Annotated in this window: 16 protein-coding genes and 1 rRNA gene; 2 read left to right on the top strand and 15 right to left on the bottom strand. The window is 35.7% G+C overall.

From position 1 onward, the window contains the following. The 6 genes from FFX44_RS12085 to FFX44_RS12110 form a co-directional block, all read right to left on the bottom strand. Window positions 1-109: ribosomal RNA gene (locus tag FFX44_RS12085) — 16S ribosomal RNA — on the bottom strand; the annotation flags it as partial. A gap of 472 nt (window positions 110-581) precedes the next feature. After that, entirely contained in the window at window positions 582-1,832 is a 1,251-nt protein-coding gene (tyrS, locus tag FFX44_RS12090) for a tyrosine--tRNA ligase (protein ID WP_289981331.1), read from the bottom strand. A gap of 271 nt (window positions 1,833-2,103) precedes the next feature. After that, entirely contained in the window at window positions 2,104-2,568 is a 465-nt protein-coding gene (locus FFX44_RS12095) for a transcriptional repressor (protein ID WP_289981332.1), read from the bottom strand. Window positions 2,569-2,640: 72 nt separating this feature from the next. After that, window positions 2,641-5,763 carry an SMC family ATPase gene (locus FFX44_RS12100; protein ID WP_289981334.1) on the bottom strand — a complete coding sequence of 1,041 codons (3,123 nt, stop codon included), beginning with the start codon at window positions 5,761-5,763 and terminating at the stop codon, window positions 2,641-2,643. After that, the gene (locus FFX44_RS12105; RefSeq protein WP_289981338.1) at window positions 5,760-6,881 is read right to left on the bottom strand and encodes an exonuclease SbcCD subunit D; all 1,122 of its coding nucleotides are present in this window, start codon (window positions 6,879-6,881) and stop codon (window positions 5,760-5,762) included. Before FFX44_RS12105 ends, FFX44_RS12100 begins: the two co-directional genes overlap by 4 nt. 234 nt (window positions 6,882-7,115) lie before the next feature. Further along, window positions 7,116-8,297, bottom strand: a complete 1,182-nt coding sequence (locus tag FFX44_RS12110) for an acetate kinase (protein WP_289981343.1) — start codon at window positions 8,295-8,297, stop codon at window positions 7,116-7,118. 143 nt (window positions 8,298-8,440) lie between these two features. On the opposite strand from FFX44_RS12110, the gene FFX44_RS12115 reads away from it, so the two are divergent. Continuing rightward, window positions 8,441-9,349: a magnesium transporter CorA family protein gene (locus FFX44_RS12115; protein WP_289981344.1), complete on the top strand. Its 909-nt coding sequence runs from the start codon at window positions 8,441-8,443 to the stop codon at window positions 9,347-9,349. 397 nt (window positions 9,350-9,746) lie between these two features. After that, a complete protein-coding gene (locus tag FFX44_RS12120) occupies window positions 9,747-10,439 on the top strand; it encodes a LysM domain-containing protein (RefSeq protein WP_289981346.1) in 693 nt (230 codons plus the stop codon). Between the two features lie 127 nt (window positions 10,440-10,566). Here FFX44_RS12120 and FFX44_RS12125 read toward each other — a convergent pair whose 3' ends face one another. The 9 genes from FFX44_RS12125 to FFX44_RS12680 all read right to left on the bottom strand — a co-directional run bounded on the left by FFX44_RS12125 (window position 10,567) and on the right by FFX44_RS12680 (window position 17,150). Continuing rightward, the gene (locus FFX44_RS12125; RefSeq protein ID WP_289981349.1) at window positions 10,567-11,238 is read right to left on the bottom strand and encodes an ABC transporter ATP-binding protein; all 672 of its coding nucleotides are present in this window, start codon (window positions 11,236-11,238) and stop codon (window positions 10,567-10,569) included. A 3-nt stretch (window positions 11,239-11,241) separates the two neighbouring features. Beyond that, window positions 11,242-12,306: an FtsX-like permease family protein gene (locus FFX44_RS12130; RefSeq protein ID WP_289981352.1), complete on the bottom strand. Its 1,065-nt coding sequence runs from the start codon at window positions 12,304-12,306 to the stop codon at window positions 11,242-11,244. Between the two features lie 3 nt (window positions 12,307-12,309). Beyond that, window positions 12,310-12,828, bottom strand: coding sequence for a TetR/AcrR family transcriptional regulator (locus tag FFX44_RS12135; RefSeq protein WP_289981354.1), 519 nt, complete (start codon window positions 12,826-12,828; stop codon window positions 12,310-12,312). A gap of 264 nt (window positions 12,829-13,092) precedes the next feature. Further along, window positions 13,093-14,280, bottom strand: a complete 1,188-nt coding sequence (locus FFX44_RS12140) for an ABC transporter permease (protein ID WP_289981360.1) — start codon at window positions 14,278-14,280, stop codon at window positions 13,093-13,095. Continuing rightward, complete coding sequence (locus tag FFX44_RS12145; protein WP_289981376.1) at window positions 14,270-14,962, bottom strand: ABC transporter ATP-binding protein; 693 nt, start codon at window positions 14,960-14,962, stop codon at window positions 14,270-14,272. The genes FFX44_RS12140 and FFX44_RS12145 overlap by 11 nt, the downstream gene beginning before the upstream one ends. Then, complete coding sequence (locus FFX44_RS12150; RefSeq protein ID WP_289981381.1) at window positions 14,959-15,324, bottom strand: hypothetical protein; 366 nt, start codon at window positions 15,322-15,324, stop codon at window positions 14,959-14,961. Before FFX44_RS12150 ends, FFX44_RS12145 begins: the two co-directional genes overlap by 4 nt. After that, the gene (locus FFX44_RS12155; RefSeq protein WP_289981389.1) at window positions 15,245-16,012 is read right to left on the bottom strand and encodes a hypothetical protein; all 768 of its coding nucleotides are present in this window, start codon (window positions 16,010-16,012) and stop codon (window positions 15,245-15,247) included. The genes FFX44_RS12150 and FFX44_RS12155 overlap by 80 nt, the downstream gene beginning before the upstream one ends. Window positions 16,013-16,278: 266 nt before the next feature. After that, window positions 16,279-16,926 carry a phospholipase gene (locus tag FFX44_RS12160; RefSeq protein WP_289981397.1) on the bottom strand — a complete coding sequence of 216 codons (648 nt, stop codon included), beginning with the start codon at window positions 16,924-16,926 and terminating at the stop codon, window positions 16,279-16,281. A 131-nt stretch (window positions 16,927-17,057) separates the two neighbouring features. Beyond that, complete coding sequence (locus FFX44_RS12680) at window positions 17,058-17,150, bottom strand: IS3 family transposase (protein WP_354669255.1); 93 nt, start codon at window positions 17,148-17,150, stop codon at window positions 17,058-17,060. Window positions 17,151-17,153: the final 3 nt, after the last annotated feature.

Genomic DNA, 17,153 nt, shown 5'->3' on the forward strand with positions numbered 1-17,153 from the left:
TCAAAACTTCCGGTGAATGCAAGCATTCGGTGAAAGCTTTGCGTTCGACTTGCATGTATTAGGCACGCCGCCAGCGTTCGTCCTGAGCCAGGATCAAACTCTCATTTTAAAAGTTTGTGACTCTTTAATTAATTATTTACTAGCGAATTGACTTCGCAAATGTTTGCTCTTGTACTAAACAAGAGACCCTACACATTTGATTTTTCGAAACTTTGTTCAGTTTTCAAAGGTCTACCTTACAAATAAATGTATAAAAAACCAAAAATTGAATTAATATATTTTATTTGTTTGTCTATATTACTATAGACGATAAAGCAACTATTGTCAACAAATATCTACTTCTATTTATCAAAGAAAAATTTAATCTGTTGCAACAACATTGATTACTATACGCTCTCATAATTGTGACGTCAAGAAAAAATTATAAAATAAAAAAGCAAAATGAAATAACAAGCAAACTCACTTTTGAATATCCTAACTATTTTACTGTATAAATAAAAATTATTCGTGATTTGGTGCAAACAAAATAAAAAAGAAAGCTTCATTCCGAAAAAATGTTAAATTTGGAATAAAGCTTTCTTTTATTTTACCTTAGCAAGAAAATATTTCTTTTTACCCCGACGTGCGATTATAAACTTTCCTTCAAATGACTCAGCAGGATTAACCATATAGTCTAGTTCTTGAATTCTTTCGCCATTTATATAGATAGCTCCATTGGTAACATTCTCACGGGCTTGACGCTTAGATTTCTCAATCTGTGTCGAAACAAGCCAATCAATAATATTCATTGGTTCATTCTCAACCTCAACTGTTGGCATCTTCTTAAAACCCTGCTTTATTTCAGCAGCCGTTAACATCTTAACATCTCCAGAAAAAAGAGCCTTTGAAATATGTTCTGCTTGAGCCACTGCATCTTCCCCATGTACAAATGCGGTTACTTCTTCAGCCAATCTCCTTTGTGCTTCACGTTTTTCAGGTTCATCAGCAACCTTCTTGGCCAGTTTTTCGATTTCTTCTTTCTTCAAAAAGGTAAAGTATTTCAAGTATTTCACCACATCATGATCATCTTGGTTCAACCAAAACTGGTAAAATTCATATGGGGTTGTCTTCTCAGAATCCAGCCAAACAGCACCACCAGCAGTTTTACCAAATTTAGTTCCATCAGCCTTTAACATCAAAGGAATTGTTAATGCAAACGCTGCTGTATCAGATCCTTCAATCTTATGAATCATATCAATTCCAGCAGTAATATTTCCCCATTGGTCAGCACCACCAATTTGTAATTCGACATCATTTGCTTTCAATAGATGATGAAAATCAATTGACTGCAAAATCTGATACGTGAATTCTGTAAAAGAAATTCCGCTTTCTAACCGGCTTGAGACCACTTCTTTATTCAGCATTGTATTTATGCTGAATAATTTTCCATAATCACGTAAGAAACTTAACAAATCGATTTTGGATAGCCAGTCATAATTATTCACAACAGTTATATTGTCCTTACCAAAAAGATGTTTCATCTGAGCCGTCAGTGCATCTTCATTGTGATGAACCTGCTCCATTGTCTGCAAAACTCTCTCTGAACTTCGACCAGACGGATCACCTATTGAACCAGTACCTCCACCAATTATAATATGCGCACGATGACCAGCCATCTGGAACCGCTTGAGCATCATAAATGGGATAAGATGTCCAATATGCAGGCTATCACCAGTTGGATCAACACCACAGTAGACCCCAATTGATTTTTCTTCAACTTTTTTTCTTAATCCTTCTTCGTCTGACATTTGGTTAATCGCACCACGCCATACCAGTTCATCAATAATGTTCATTTTCTTCCTCCTAAAATAAAAAAGTCCCTAATACTATAATAGTATTAGGGACGAAATAAATTCCGCGTTACCACCCAAGTTGTCATGATTATGACCAGCTCTTACACCGATAAAGAGGTGAACCAAATTCTAGCTCAATAGTGTAATTCAGAAGAATAATTTATCTTGATTCACAGCCCCATCAAGTTTCTTAACCAGTGATTATCTTCCTACTATCTATCTCAGTGCTTTTTAGTAACTAAAGTATAGCTTAGACGTATCCATGTGTCAATTAAATTTTAACCGCTTTGCTCTTGAGCTTCGCCTGGCACTCCGGACAGATTCCGTAAACCTCATACTGACTATTCAAGACCTGATAGCCAGTCTTGGCCGTAGCAATTTTTTCATTCTTCTTATATGAATCATCAAAAACATCAACTATTTTATTGCAATTAACACAAATCACATGATAGTGAGGTATTTCGAAATAATCATAGCGCATATGTCCACCACTATCAGCCGCAATCTCAATTATCAAATTATGATCTACAAACAGCTGTAGTGTATTATATACAGTTGCCAAACTAACACTAAAACCATTTTTTCTGACATACTTGAAAATCATCTCAATCGATGGATGAGCATGTGATGTCATTAAATACGACAGGATTACCTGTCTTTGTGGCGTATTTTTAATTTTGTTGTTCTTTAGCTTATCCGCAGCTACTAGCAAAGTATTTTGTTCCTGCGTTGCCATCACATTCACTCCTCAATAGTATAGATGATAATAATTCTCAATAATAATATTATACCTTAGATCAAAAAATGTCTATCTATGAGTTGGTATCTCTTCAAAATCAAAAATATAATGTGCCACACTGCGACCATTTTTAGATTCTATTCTCAACTGTGCCGGCAATTGTTCACGTAACGCACTCACGTGGCTAATTATTCCAATCAAGCGGCTCTTTCCTTCCAAGGTCTGGAGTGCTTCTAATGCAACTTGCAATGAATCATCATCCAATGCACCAAAACCCTCATCAATAAATAAGGCATCAATCTGTGTTCCCCCATTTATACTCTGAATGACTTCAGCCAGTGCAAGAGCTAGACACAAAGCTGCAATAAAGCTCTCACCCCCAGAAAGTGTCTTGACACTTCTAAGCTTACCTAGATCAACATCGAAAACATCCAACTCAAGTCCTGTATCTGTAGCATAAGTTCCATTACTCCTATCAAGTTCAAAATGATACCGTCCATTTGTTAAATTCATCAATTTGATATTAGCCACTTGCAGCACTTGTTGCAGATATCTCCGCAATACGTAGCGTTCTAAGCCTAATTTGACTTTTCCCTTTCCACCAATCACTTCTAATAACTGGTTCCATTGGGCATCGAGTTTAAGTTTTGCTTGGTATTCAGTCCATTTTTCACTGACAGCTTGAATTACCTTGAATAATTCAACATATTCCTGTGAATCTTTTTCATATTCCGCAAAAGCAGATTGTTTATCCTGCTTTAATTGCACCAGATTTTCATCCAACTTCGTAATATTTGGAATATTTCTCCCATCCGTTCTCATTTTTAAGTCAGCAATTTGCGTTTTTAATTCAACCATTCTATTCTGATAATCTCTAATTTGGGACTCAATTGTTACGATCTCGCTTATTCTGCCAATTCCAGTCTGCATCTTAGCAAAGGTCAAATTCTTATTATGTTTAATCATAACTTTATTGAGCTCTTCAGTATTTTGCTGCAAACCCTCCACTAAAGAATCATTCGTATTTTTAAGGCCTTCAAGTCTCTCTGTAAGAATCGTTAAGCTGTTATCAAGTCTCGTTATTTCAACAATAACCTTTTGTTTTTCTGTTTCAAAGTCTGCAATTACTCGTTGTTTTTCCAATATAAGTGTTTCTAACTGCTGCAATGAAGTAATACCACTTGGTATTTCAGCATACACAGTTGTCAATTCTGCTTCAAGCTTAGCGATGTCGAGTTTAACCGTACGTTCTTGTTCTCTTAATGATTTCCTTTCTTCTTCAGATTTTGCTTTTTCATGCAACAAAAAGTCACTTTTTATTCGCGCATCTTCAATATCTTGCTTTTTCATTTCCAGCTTTTGAAATTCAGTATTCAAATTATTTTTCAATTTAACAACTAATTCCAACATTTCTGTAAAGCTGATCTCCTGAATATTCAAAACACTGCCTAACTTCTTTTCATCTTGCTCCAAGCTTTTAATTAATTCAGTAATTCTTTCCTTATTAATAGCAATCTTGCCTACTATTTCACCACTACGCTGCAATAGATCCTGTTGCCTTTTTGCTGCATCTCTAACATCATCTGCTGTTACCTCAACCAACGTTTCATCTGTTCTCATTACTTGCGGATGTTCTACTGAACCACACAATGGGCAAGGTTCCTCTGGCTTCAGCTTCTTGCTTAGTATAATTATTTGATTTCTTGCTAATGCAGCATCCAAATCGGCATACTTTTCCTTTGCAATTTTAATCAGCCGCTTCTTATCATCTAAAATACTTTTTTGCCCTGTTAAAATCAGCTTTAGATTATCAACTTTAGACTCATTTTCTTTCATTTGTTCTATTAATTCATCAGCTTTGATAAGATTACTTCTTGCTTCTTGCAATTTTAATTCTTTTTCTGGAATACCTTCATTCAACTCAATAATTTCTTGTTGTTTTTCAATATTTGCCCCATCTAAAACTAATTTTTTCTCTAACTTACTGATTTTGTTTTTAAGTGAATTACCCTCATCTCCAGCAGTTACTCGTTTAACTTCTAATTGAGCTGCCTTCTCAACATAAGCCTTCTTATCTCTTAAGTGTCTGACATCATCAGTCAAAGAATTAATCTCGCTATCTCTTGCCTTTAACAGTTCATTATTCTCTTGAGTGCTCCTAAGTTCCTCTTTTACAGCTACTTTCTCTGCAATCGTCTTTTCAAATCTATCCTTTATTTTTGTGTAGGATAATTGCAGGTCTTCAAGTTTTAAAACCAATTGCTCATTTGACTGATACCATTTTAGCTCACTTATTTTTTCTTCCTCATCTTCGAGCCACTTATCATTTCTAAATGCAAATAAACTTTTTTCGGTCGTCTCCAATGTTTCAAAGTCCTGTAATAGAAGTTGGTTTTGCAATAAAGCTTTTTGTGCATCAGCGACTTTCCCTTCAATATTAGCTAATTTTAACTTAGAAGCATCCCTAATCCGTTCAATTACTCTATTTTCTTTATTTGCAGCTACTAGCCACCCCGCTACATCAAGTTTATTATCGATTTCAGAAATTTGACTTTTTAAAACATCAATCTCATGCTGTTTTTCTTGGGTTTGACTATGGGTTTCTTTTGCTTGATTTTGAATTTCATCCGTCCAATTCTTAAACAAACTTGTTGCAAACAATTCACGTAATAGTTTTTCTTTTTCATTACTATCCGAATCTAAGAAATTGCGAAATTTTCCTTGTGGCAACATAATTATCTGTGTAAATTGTTCAAGGGTCAAATGGATCAATTCTTGAATAAATTTGTTGACCATCCCTACTTTATTTAATTCAACTTCTGTACCATCATCATTCTGATAACTTAGCAACACTTTCATATTTTGAACTTTCGTACCTGACCCTCTTTTTTTGACGATCACTTGTTTAGGTTGACGCTTAAGATGATAAATTTTATCTTGATGTTCAAAAACAAATTCGACTTCTGTCACCGCGGACTCCTTTGCAAAACCTGAGCGCATCGCTTCCGCCTCACGATCATCACCCGAGGTACTTCCAAATAGTGCAAAACACATAGCATCGAAAATTGTTGTCTTACCACTACCGGTCTTGCCACTAATTAGAAAGAACGGTTGTTCGGCAAATCGTGTAAAATCAATTTCTTGTTCTGCATAAGGTCCAAAGTTGGTCATCTTTATTTGCATTGGTTTCATTCTTTTTCACCGCCAGTCACACGTTCAAGACCGCTAATTGCCCATTTTTTTTGCTGCTCTGTCATCTTTTCGCCTGTCATATCCTCAAAAAAATTTGCTAATAACTTCATCGGATCTAATTCAAGTGCAATAGCTTCATTCTCTGGCAGCTCTATTATTTGGTTCTCACGGCTTAAACTGATTATCTTAGGATAGAATTCACGCAAATTATTCATAACATTAGGGATAACCGCCTTATCTTCCAATGTAATTGCTACAAAATCTTCATTGTTTACTTCATTATATACACTTGGCGAAATCAATTTTTCATAAGAATCTTTCAGCAATACAATATCATTAAGTGGTTCGATAGTAATAAAATCCGAATGGAAAAGATTCGTATCAACAATCCAGACCCCCTTAGCAGTCTTCGCCTCCGACACCGAAAATTTGACTAGAGAACCACTATATCGGATTCGTTCCTCATGCAACGCATTAACATCATGAAGATGGCCTAGAGCTACATAATCAAAATCAGAGAGCAAGTCTAGCGGTACAGCATTTAATCCTCCCACCTCAATCTTCGTTTCAGAATCAGTTTTAGTACTGCCAGCTGCAAAGAAATGTGCAACTAACACATGTTTTTTATCTGGAGCAAAATTTTCTTTCATTCTTTTAATTATTCTTTTCATGACAACCGATAAATCAGTCAATGACTCGTCTGCAAAAAAATTTCTAGCTTGGAATATTTGGAAATATGGTAATAAAAAGAACTGTGTATCTGAGAATTCGACAGGCACCATTGCTTCAGCAATACTTGTATTCAGGAAATACTGTGTTGCTTTGAACCATTCCCGCCCAGTATTCAATCTCACTGCTGAATCATGGTTGCCACTGATCGCCAAAATTGGTTTCTTTAATTTTAGATTTAGCTCTATAATCATTTTGTTCAACCGCTTTACAGAGTCTTCGTTTGGCAAAGCTCTGTCATACAAGTCGCCTGCAATTACAATTGCATCGACTTTTTTTTCCAGTGCAATTTTCGTAATTTCTGCAAAAGCATGCTCCTGCTCCTGCGCTAAATCATAGCCATATAATTTCCTTCCGATATGCCAGTCAGCTGTATGTAAGAAACGCATTTTATCCCCACCTTTTTACGAACGCTTGTTCATTTTAAAAGTATAACATATTTGAATTTGCTATTTATTTCATTTACTTGCTTTGTTTACTTATCACTGTACAAATAAAGAGACCACTCAAAAGTCCCCTCTTGGTCTAGTCTCTTCATGATTGTATCTAAGAATATGCATAAGCTAAAATGATTGATTTAACTTCTACTTAGCCTACTCAATTTAGTAGCATCTCAAGTAATTCTACTTATTACGTACTGCTAATATCTGTCTGACCATTGACAATTCTTCATTTGTTGGAATAATCATTATTTTAGCAGAAGAATCTCTTGCTGAGATTACACCTTCTACGTTGCCCTCATTTGCTTCTTGATTGATTTTCAAACCTAATACCTGAAGTTTTTCAACAATCAGATTACGTAATTCTCGATTATTTTCTCCAATTCCACCAGCAAATACCAGAACATCCAGTCCACCCAGTTCAGCATAATAGCTTCCTATATACTTAACTATTCGATTAATAAAAATATCAATGGCAAGTTTTACCTGTTCTTGTTCAGAATTTGCCAGCAAATCCCTCATATCTGAAGATATTCCAGAAACACCAAGTAATCCAGATTCTTTATTCAACATTAAGAGAACTTCATTCAAACTCAACGACAATTTCTTCATCAAATATGGAATAATTGAAGGGTCAACATCCCCTACCCGAGTCCCCATCGTTAATCCTGTCAGAGGAGTGAACCCCATTGATGTGTCGAATGCCTTACCATTCTTTTCAGCCGCTACTGATGCCCCACTTCCTAAATGAAGTGTTATCATCTTCAAAGACTCCAGTGGCTCATTTAGCAAGTTTGCTGCACGCTGCGAAATATATTCATGGCTGATTCCATGTTCACCATACCTCCTAATTCCAAATTTCTTTGTATATTCATAAGGTATACTGAAAACGGCATTTTTTTCAGGTAAATCCGTAAAGAATTGGCTATCAAAAACTGCATATTGCGGGACCTCTGGTAATGCTTGCTGCATAATATTCACATACTTAACTTCCATTGGATTATGTAGGGGAGCAAAATCATTCATTTTAGCCAACTTGTCCAAATTATCAGCTGTCAATTCAACAGCTTCTTTGAATAATTCGCCACCTGCAACGACACGATGCCCAACAGCCTCTATCGCTCCCAAGTCTTCGATGATTTTAAGGTCTTGTAACTTCTCAAAAATTAATGCCGCGGCCTTTTCATAAGACAAGTTATCAATCTTAATTTCATATTTTTTACTGCCATATTTAACTTCGAATAAGGACCCCAGCATATTTATTCGCTCCACTAGCCCCTTAGCGATAACACTTTCATCACTTGCTTCAAATAACTGCCACTTAACTGAAGAACTTCCCGCATTTACCAAGAATATTTTACCCAATCAGAGCACCTCCATCATTATTGACTTAATTATATCGTACTTCCTATTTTCTTTCAGTGTTCCATTAGAATTTACACAAATCAAGCAGCTATTTAAAAAGTATGCTAAAATTTTTCGTAACAACTAGTTAAGAGGTAAACGCCATGATTATAAAACATATAATAGAAGAAAAAAAAGATTCGTTCACCTGGTTCGATGTCTGTGACATCACAGAAACAGATAAAAACACACTCATTGAAAAACATGAGCTCAATCCCAGACATATTGCATATGCGATGGACAAGCATGAACGAGCTCGCTATGATCGGCAAGAGAGCATTGAGATACTAATTTATAATGTACCTGTAAAAAAAATTGAGGCAACTAATAGTTTTGTCTTGGAACCAATCACATTTTTGTTTAAAAAAAATACGGTCTTTACCTTTCGCTCTAATTCTTTAGAACTAGATGCTGCAAGGATCATTGAAAAGGCAAATCATATCGAATCATCAATTATAACCTTGATTTTAACCATCCTTTATAAGACCACAATCAGCTATCAAGCTGCAATTGATAGTCTAAATAAAGCTCGTGATCATTATCTAAGTAATCTTAACCACAAAATAAGTAATCAAAACCTGATTCAATTATCAAATGTCGAGCGCAGTCTTGTCTATATCGCTAGTGGTATTAAAACAAACCTAATAGCTCTTGAAAGTATACCTGAAAATCAGCATTCACGTAAACTATCACAAGCAGAACAAAAGCTCTTGCACAGTATCACAATCGAAGTGCATCAAGCAGAACAAACTGTCGAAATTGCATTAGAAGTTACTGAGCGTATCTCTGCGACCTCGAATAACTTACTCAATAATAATTTAAACGATGTCATGCGGTTCCTCACGGTTTGGTCACTAGTATTGACAATTCCGACTATTGTCACAGGTTTTTACGGTATGAATGTAGGTCTTCCATTTGCAAAGAGCTCAATTGCCTGGCTTAATATTACGATTGGCACAGTAATTATGATAATAATTCTAGTTATTTTTTTCAAAATTCGCAAACTTTTCTAAAAATGTTGCAAAAAGCTGCAACATTTGTAATTTATCTCCTTAATTGCTTTAAAAAAACGCTTGTCAAACAAAAATATATATTTTTTCTATTTTTTTCTGCAAATATTCAATGTTTTGCCAACTTTTTTAGCTGTTTTTGTCACATTTGATTGAGCGTCTCATAATTACCAGTGCTTTAGTATTACTTACCATTTTTTTGTCAGAATTTCATTTTTTTATATTACGGTATATTACAAAGCTAATAAAATATTACAAAAAGTGCTCTTATAGTAACAGGACTGCTATTTTCTTGTCATGTTAAGTGTATATACTAATCACTGTTGAAGCGATTTGCTTTAGAAATCGCAAGAAGTGTAGCAAATGCTACAAGGCAAAAAACAGGAGTGAATATATAACTATGGATATTAAGAAAATTTTATTGTCAGTTGTAACAGTTACAGGGATGTTAACAGCTGGTACAGTTGCTGCAAATGCTGATACTGTTACAGTTAAAGCTGGGGATACTGTTTCTGAGTTAGCCAATGAATACAACACTACAATTGATACTATTACGCAAGAAAATAGTTTACAAGACGCAAACGTAATTGTGGTTGGTCAAAAATTAGAAGTCGGCGAAACTGCAAATACAAACAGTACTGCAACAACGACATCTACTGCTAGCGTAAACGCAAGCAGTACAGCAACAAGTACAGCAGCTGCAAGCACAAGCAATACTACAACAAGTACGGCAGCTGCAAGTACAAGTAGCGCTGCAACCAGCACAACTGCTACAAGTACATCGACTAGTACACCTGCCGCAAGTTCTTCAAGTACCACGACAGCTGCTAGCTCAAGTGTAGCATCATCCACGACATCAAGTACATCATCTACTGAGGCTGCTGCTCGTGCTTGGATTGCTGCTCGCGAATCTGGTGGTTCATATACAGTACAAAATGGTCAATATTATGGTAAATACCAACTCTCAATTTCTTATTTGAACGGTGATTACTCTGCCGCTAACCAAGAGCGTGTTGCTAATAGTTACGTGATTAGTCGCTATGGTTCATGGGTAAATGCTGTTAAACATTGGGAAACTAGCGGCTGGTATTAAGATTAGTCGTTAAATAAAAAGCTTATTAAAATAAAGAGACCAAGTCAAAAAATTAATTTTTGACTTGGTCTCTTTATTTATTTCAGCTAAATATAGTCTATTAATTCAAAATTTTGTTTTCCACTATCTACCCTTGCCTCAAATTACCATCCATAATCTCATAAGTTCGATCGGCAAACTCCTTCAAACGCAAATCATGTGTCACTATGATAATTGATTTATCGTGTTTATGTGCTAAATCTCTAAATAGTCTTCCTACTTCGACAACTCTTTGAGAGTCCAGAGCAGCAGTTGGCTCATCGGCAAAAATTATTGTCGGATTTGAATAAAGGGCACGTGCAATTGCTACACGTTGTCTTTGTCCACCTGATAATTCACGCGGATACTGTTTTAATAAATCTCCAATTCCTAATTGTTTAATTATCGCAGCGAAATCAGATGTATTCAAGTTGCCCTCTTTTTTTACGCGTTTTGCCAATTCAAACTGTTCTTCAACTCTAAGATATGGGACCAAGCTATAATTCTGTAAAACAAAGCCAATTTTTTCTAATCTAAGTTGCTCTTTCTGCTTTTCTTTCAAATTATTTAATTTAATGTTGCCAATAAGTACTTCTCCAGAAGACGGTGTTTGTATTCCCCCTGCAATTGTTAAAAAAGTACTTTTACCAGAACCAGAAGGCCCCAGCACTAAACACAATTCGCCTTTTAATGCTTTGAAATTGATATCGCTTAAAACATGAATCCGATTCTTCTTCTCACCAAAATATTTATTGATTCCTCTTAAAATAACCGTCTCCATTATTTATCCTCCAATCACAGTTACCGGATCAACACGCGTCACTATTCTTATCGGAATTATTACACCCAATAATGCAACTATGACTAACCCGATAGCCACCACACTCAACAACGGAATACTGAAATACATTGGTACTGCTGCAGGTATAAAACTTGCAGTTAACCCTGTTAATACAGTTCCAACTATCAATCCGCTAATGACGATTAACAATGACTGTGAGATTGTAGCTCGCACAAGTACACTCACAGGGACTCCCTGTGCCCGCAACACTGCATAATTCTCTAACTTTTGCATCGTCAAAATATATAGAAATACCGCAACAACCACTAATGAAATTACCATCAGGAATCCTATCATGAAAATAAAAGTCGTTGTTTGCGCAGTATACCCAGGAAGTTTCTTAATAAAACCTGCTAATGAATAGTTCTTTAAACCACTATTCTTGCCAAGAATAATTTTACTATTTTGTGAAACAACTGCACTCACTGCAAAAGTTGGCCCCGCGTTCTTTAATACTTGGGCTACATGATTGTCCCCATAAATAACAGGAGAGATATTAAGCTTTGCATTATTTACAAAACCACTAATTGAAAATTTAGATTGACCCGAATTCAGCTCAATCTTGTCTCCTATTTGATAACCTGCTTGCTTCAATGAACTATCGACCAGTACCTCATTATTTTTTGTTGGCTTTTTACCATCTATAACTTTCAAATTCTTCATGATAAATTGCTCCCTATTTATACCAACAAACTGTGCACTAACTTTGTGATTACCAGCACCACGAACTATAACTGGAACTTGTGTCACAATTGCTGTTTTCTTACTAGTCTGCACCTTTGCTAATTGTGACTTTGTGATTATAGATTGTGTCATACTTGTATCAGCATTATCATTTAAAGCAATCATTTGAATATCCCATGATTTAACCGCATCCGTATTCTGCCTAGCCAAGCCTTGCGCAAGACTAGTCAAAATAAATATTAAATAACTTATTAGAACAATCATTGCTATAATCAGTGTATATCTCAATTTCTCGTAACGGATTTCTTTCCATGCAAGGAACATGTTTCAGACCTCCTTCTCTATTTTCTTGACAGCTAAATCCAGGTAATTTAACAATTTTTCTTTATCAGCTGGCTCAAGCAGAATTTGCTTGATAACTTCATGAGACAAAATCATTACAGCCCATTCCTCAAAGTCAGTTGATTGCTTCTCAAACGTTTGCCTTGTTTCATTTTTAATTAACGGCTCATTTACACAAAGATGCATTTTAATAAAATTAAAGTACTGACTATTTGCAGTTCGCTCCACAAAATTGCGTACCATTTCTTGATAAGAAATCTTTTTCTTCTGCTTACTTACAGTCTGCTTATGAATTTCTTCCATTGCAATCCGATACACATACCAATATGCATCATTGATATCATTGAAGTACTTATAAAAGCTTCCTCTCGAAATCTTAACTTCCCCAATAATTCTTGCAACTTGTGCTTGAGGCAGTGGATACTTTTCAAACTCACACAGCATTGCTTGGAATATTCTTTTTTTCTTTTCAGTATTCAAGTTTTTAAATGTTTCTAAAACCACATAATTCCCTCCTTACATTTCCGGTGACACCGTGTCACCACATAAGAATAATAATTCAAATTTATATTATCTGTCAAGTTAAGAGCTATTATCAGGGAAATTAATATGTATTATAAGGGCATACTCAAGTTCTGACTCATAGAACTACTTATACAAAAAAATAAAGAAAACTAGATCAAAATTCAACTTCTGACCTGTTTCCTTTATTTGGAACAAATACTTGTAAAAAAATCAAAATAATTCAATTTTCATATTTTTAATCCATTAGCGTAAAATATCAATTAAGTTTCTCTTAGCTGCTTGTGACGCAGGTAACATTCCAAAAATTATTCCGACTGCTGTTGATACTCCAAATGCTAATAAGAAGTTTCCAAAAGTCACAACCGCATGAATATGATAGGGAATTAGTAATGAGATAAGTGAGGAAAGCATCCAACCAATCACAAAACCAGTAATTCCTCCACCAACAGTCAGCATTATTGATTCAAGCAAAAATTGCCATAAAATATTCTTTTGTGTTGCACCAACAGCTAATCTAATTCCGATTTCTTGTGTCCGTTCGGAAACAGAGATATACATCATATTCATTACCCCAATGCCTGCAATGAATAATGAAATTCCTGCAATGGCACTAATGAAATATGTGAGGACATCCATTACAGTTGAGATTGACTTCAGAATTGCCCCCTCATCAAAATAAGAATAATTGCCAACATGTCGATTTTCTCCGTGCTTTTTAAGATATCTGACAACTTTTTTAGTAACACTGGATGCCCCATAGCCCTTAGCAACCGTCAGCTTCAATGTATTAGCCTCATTCAGCTTAACACCTGCATAGTATGTCTTGTTCGAAAGAAGAAAGTCTGCACTATACTTATTGTAGCTTGACTGCTTAAATATGCCTTTAACTCGATAGGAGACCCCGTTAATATTGACTGCTGTGCCAAGCGCATTATTTGCGTACTTGTAGACCTTCTTTGCATAACGCAAGCTTAACAATACTACATGCTGATTAAGGTCGAGATCTGTTTGAGAGAGATTACTGCCATACCTCAACTTATTAGCCGGTAGTGGTGCCTTCAAGAGTGTTAAACTTCCACCTACGCTAGTATTACCAACGCTAGCATCACTCACAGAAATGTTACTAGTATCCTTTTTGAACGCCGCTTTCGAAAGCTGACCAGCAAAGTGCTGCTTAATTTGCTTAATATCAGCAGCTGTGAATCCAGTATTAGTATTTTCTTTACCATCGAAGGTAATTTCAGTAGTTTGTTCGCCTGAACTGCTAGTTTTAAACTCCGAAATCATTTTTTGTTTAACACCATTTCCTAATGCAATAATCGTTATTACAGAAGCAATCCCAATCACAATTCCAATCATCGTCAAAAAACTGCGTCGTTTATTGGCCAGCAAAGATTTGAAGGCCACTTTGAGCAAATCATTATACTTCATTGTTATCTACCCCCGTATCAGACGTCAATCGCCCATCAAGAATCGTCAATAACCGATTCACTTGCTGTCCAACCATTGGATCATGGGTCACAATAATAATAGTCGTATTATTAACTGCATTTAGTTCCTTGAACAAATTCATTATCTCTTTAGAAGTCTGACTATCCAAAGCACCAGTTGGTTCATCAGCAATTAAGAATGTAGGATTGCCAATGATTGCACGCGCAATTGAGACACGTTGCTGCTGCCCACCAGAAAGTTGAGTAGGTATGCTTTTCTCATATCCAGCAAGTCCAACCTTTTCAAGTACTTCAGTAATTTTGCGCATTATTTCCTTTTTTTTGACACCCGCGTACATTAATGGAAGTGCAACATTCTCAGCAACGGTCAAGTTTTTGATTAGTTTGAAATTCTGGAAGACAAAGCCAACATTTTTATTACGTAATCCAGTAAGTTTTTTATTACTATAATTATTGATCTGATCTTTTTTAAAAATGTACTCACCTTGATATTCGCGATCCAAGAAACCGATAATATTAATTAGTGTCGATTTACCAGAACCTGATTGTCCCATAATACCAACAAATTCTCCCTGTTCAATGTTCAATGAAATATCATGAAGAATATGAACCTGTTGACTACCTTGTTTATAGTATTTATTAATATTATTTAACGATATCATTGTGGCCACTTCTCCCCATCTTTGAGCTTACTATCAGGATTGGTCACAACTTTTTCACCTGCATCTAATCCAGAGGTTACTATGAAACTACCATCTTTGACAGTTCCTACCACCTTCTTAGCACTAACTTTATTGTTTCGAACTACAAAGATCCTGCCTTTAAACAAGCTTGCTTTTGGAATAACAATCCCAGTCTGTGGGATACTCATCTTAATTGTTTGACCATCAATAAAGTTAGTTCCATCAACCGTTGCGTAGACATCATATTTTGAACCTGCAGAACTAGTAGTGCTTACTGGATGAAGCGAAACAAGCGTGACTGCTGCTTCCTTGTGCACTACCAGTTGCAACAGCTCTGACAATAACATTATCTCCTACCTTGACTTTGCTATAATCATATTCGGAAACTTGTGCTGTTGCCTGCATTACCGTTGATGCTACTGCTACTTTTGCACTTCCGTTGTGATCATAAGTAACTGTCACATTACCAGCAAATGGTGCTGTTATGCTAGGCGAAACTTTGCTGCTGAGCTGATTAATTTTTGTTTGTGTACTAGAAATACTGTCATTAAAATCAGCCAAGTCATTTGTTGCACTCGTAACTGCATCTTGTGCATCACTATAACCATCATCATTTTTTTGCATTTTACTCAAAGTTATTTTGGCTGTTTGAAGCTTTTGCGTTGCTTGATTTTTATCACGCTGTGCCTTTGCCAATGTTGTTTTTAGCTCAGTCAATTCTGTTGCATTTGCTTCATTATAAGTAGTATATAAGACTTCACCTTGTGTAACCTGTTGTCCATTCTCGACCTTCATTGCAGATAACTCTTTACTGGTTACCGTAAAATCACGCTCTTCTTTTGGACCAACGCGCCCGCTCAGTGTTAGCGGTGTGACATGTTGCGCCTTTTGTGTTATGTATTCTGTAGTCTGCGTACCTTTAACAGTATTATGTATGCGACTTCTAATTGTTAGAAATGCCCCACTGACAATAATAATTATTAAAAGAGCAACCGCGATGACGATTGTGATGACTTTACCTTTTTTCATATACTACACCCCTATCAAATTCTACTTACTTCATGATAACATGCTAATTGTTTCACAAAAAGTTGCCTAAAATTTAATATCTGAAATCACTACGACTAAAACTACTTTATATCCTAGTACCAACTCTAAATTACGAACTTAGCTAGTATCATGCTATGAATAATTTAAAGTCCACCGAAGGATTTTTACTTATGGAACATGTTTATCCGGAATCAATAAAAAAGCTAGCTCAAGCTTTAACTTTTGAACCAGCCCCTTAACAATCTTTATCTTGTAATATAAGATTCATTGAACCACTCAAATATATCCTGTGGTGCATTATGATCTACGGTATGACCACTAGGATATTCATGATACTCAACATTGTCTGCATATTTCTTAAAGAAACTCGCTATTTCACGGCCAGTTGCTGGTACAAACAATGGATCTTTTTGCCCTTGGGAGATGAATATTTTCGTGCTTATTTGCTTCTCTGTAAGATTCTTGCGAGCTTCCACAACATAGAATTCAGGCAGTCTTGCGCTTAGTATCACAACTACATCTAACCAATTTGGGTAAAAGATACTTAATCCTGTATTAATAATTGCTCCTTGGCTAAATCCCAGACTAAACAAGGGGTTATCTTGTAGCCGTTCCTGTTTCAAAATCGTCTCTACTTGATTATAAATGTCTGTTATAACACTTCCAATAACCGCTATTTCCGTTTTGTTTATAAATTCAGGAATAAAGTACGCGTATCCGCTTCCGTAATTGATATCACCTTGGACGTGCAACTCAATTACATTTTCCCCGAAAACTGAAACCAGTGGTCTCAAGTCAAGATATGACGAACCCATCCCATGCAGCGTCATCACAATTGGAGTTTTATCAGTTACTCCAATCTTAGGGTATACCATCTCATATTTATATTTCATGCTAATCTCTCACTTCTATCTTTAATTATTACTTAATTAATTAAGCTTATAGTTGCTAGACTCATACAAATAAAAAAAATACTCAAAAATACATCTTTCATGAAGTGAACCCTTAAAATTGGACATATGATTTATGCTACTTTCTGAACGGCGAGTTCCCGGTACTTTACCGGTGACTTACCGTTCAGTTTTGTTTTAATACGACGTTTATTGTAAAAATCAATCCA

It is taken from the genome of Lactobacillus sp. UCMA15818 (assembly GCF_030400225.1).
Lineage (GTDB): Bacteria > Bacillota > Bacilli > Lactobacillales > Lactobacillaceae > Liquorilactobacillus.

Coding starts and splice junctions, on each gene's coding strand:
- FFX44_RS12155 (WP_289981389.1), bottom strand. CDS start 16,012: ATGAAAAAAGGTAAAGTCATCACAATCGTCATCGCGGTTGCTCTTTTA.
- FFX44_RS12115 (WP_289981344.1), top strand. CDS start 8,441: ATGATTATAAAACATATAATAGAAGAAAAAAAAGATTCGTTCACCTGG.
- FFX44_RS12105 (WP_289981338.1), bottom strand. CDS start 6,881: ATGCGTTTCTTACATACAGCTGACTGGCATATCGGAAGGAAATTATAT.
- FFX44_RS12160 (WP_289981397.1), bottom strand. CDS start 16,926: ATGAAATATAAATATGAGATGGTATACCCTAAGATTGGAGTAACTGAT.
- FFX44_RS12095 (WP_289981332.1), bottom strand. CDS start 2,568: ATGGCAACGCAGGAACAAAATACTTTGCTAGTAGCTGCGGATAAGCTA.
- FFX44_RS12130 (WP_289981352.1), bottom strand. CDS start 12,306: ATGTTCCTTGCATGGAAAGAAATCCGTTACGAGAAATTGAGATATACA.
- FFX44_RS12125 (WP_289981349.1), bottom strand. CDS start 11,238: ATGGAGACGGTTATTTTAAGAGGAATCAATAAATATTTTGGTGAGAAG.
- FFX44_RS12100 (WP_289981334.1), bottom strand. CDS start 5,763: ATGAAACCAATGCAAATAAAGATGACCAACTTTGGACCTTATGCAGAA.
- FFX44_RS12120 (WP_289981346.1), top strand. CDS start 9,747: ATGGATATTAAGAAAATTTTATTGTCAGTTGTAACAGTTACAGGGATG.
- FFX44_RS12145 (WP_289981376.1), bottom strand. CDS start 14,962: ATGATATCGTTAAATAATATTAATAAATACTATAAACAAGGTAGTCAA.
- tyrS (WP_289981331.1), bottom strand. CDS start 1,832: ATGAACATTATTGATGAACTGGTATGGCGTGGTGCGATTAACCAAATG.
- FFX44_RS12140 (WP_289981360.1), bottom strand. CDS start 14,280: ATGAAGTATAATGATTTGCTCAAAGTGGCCTTCAAATCTTTGCTGGCC.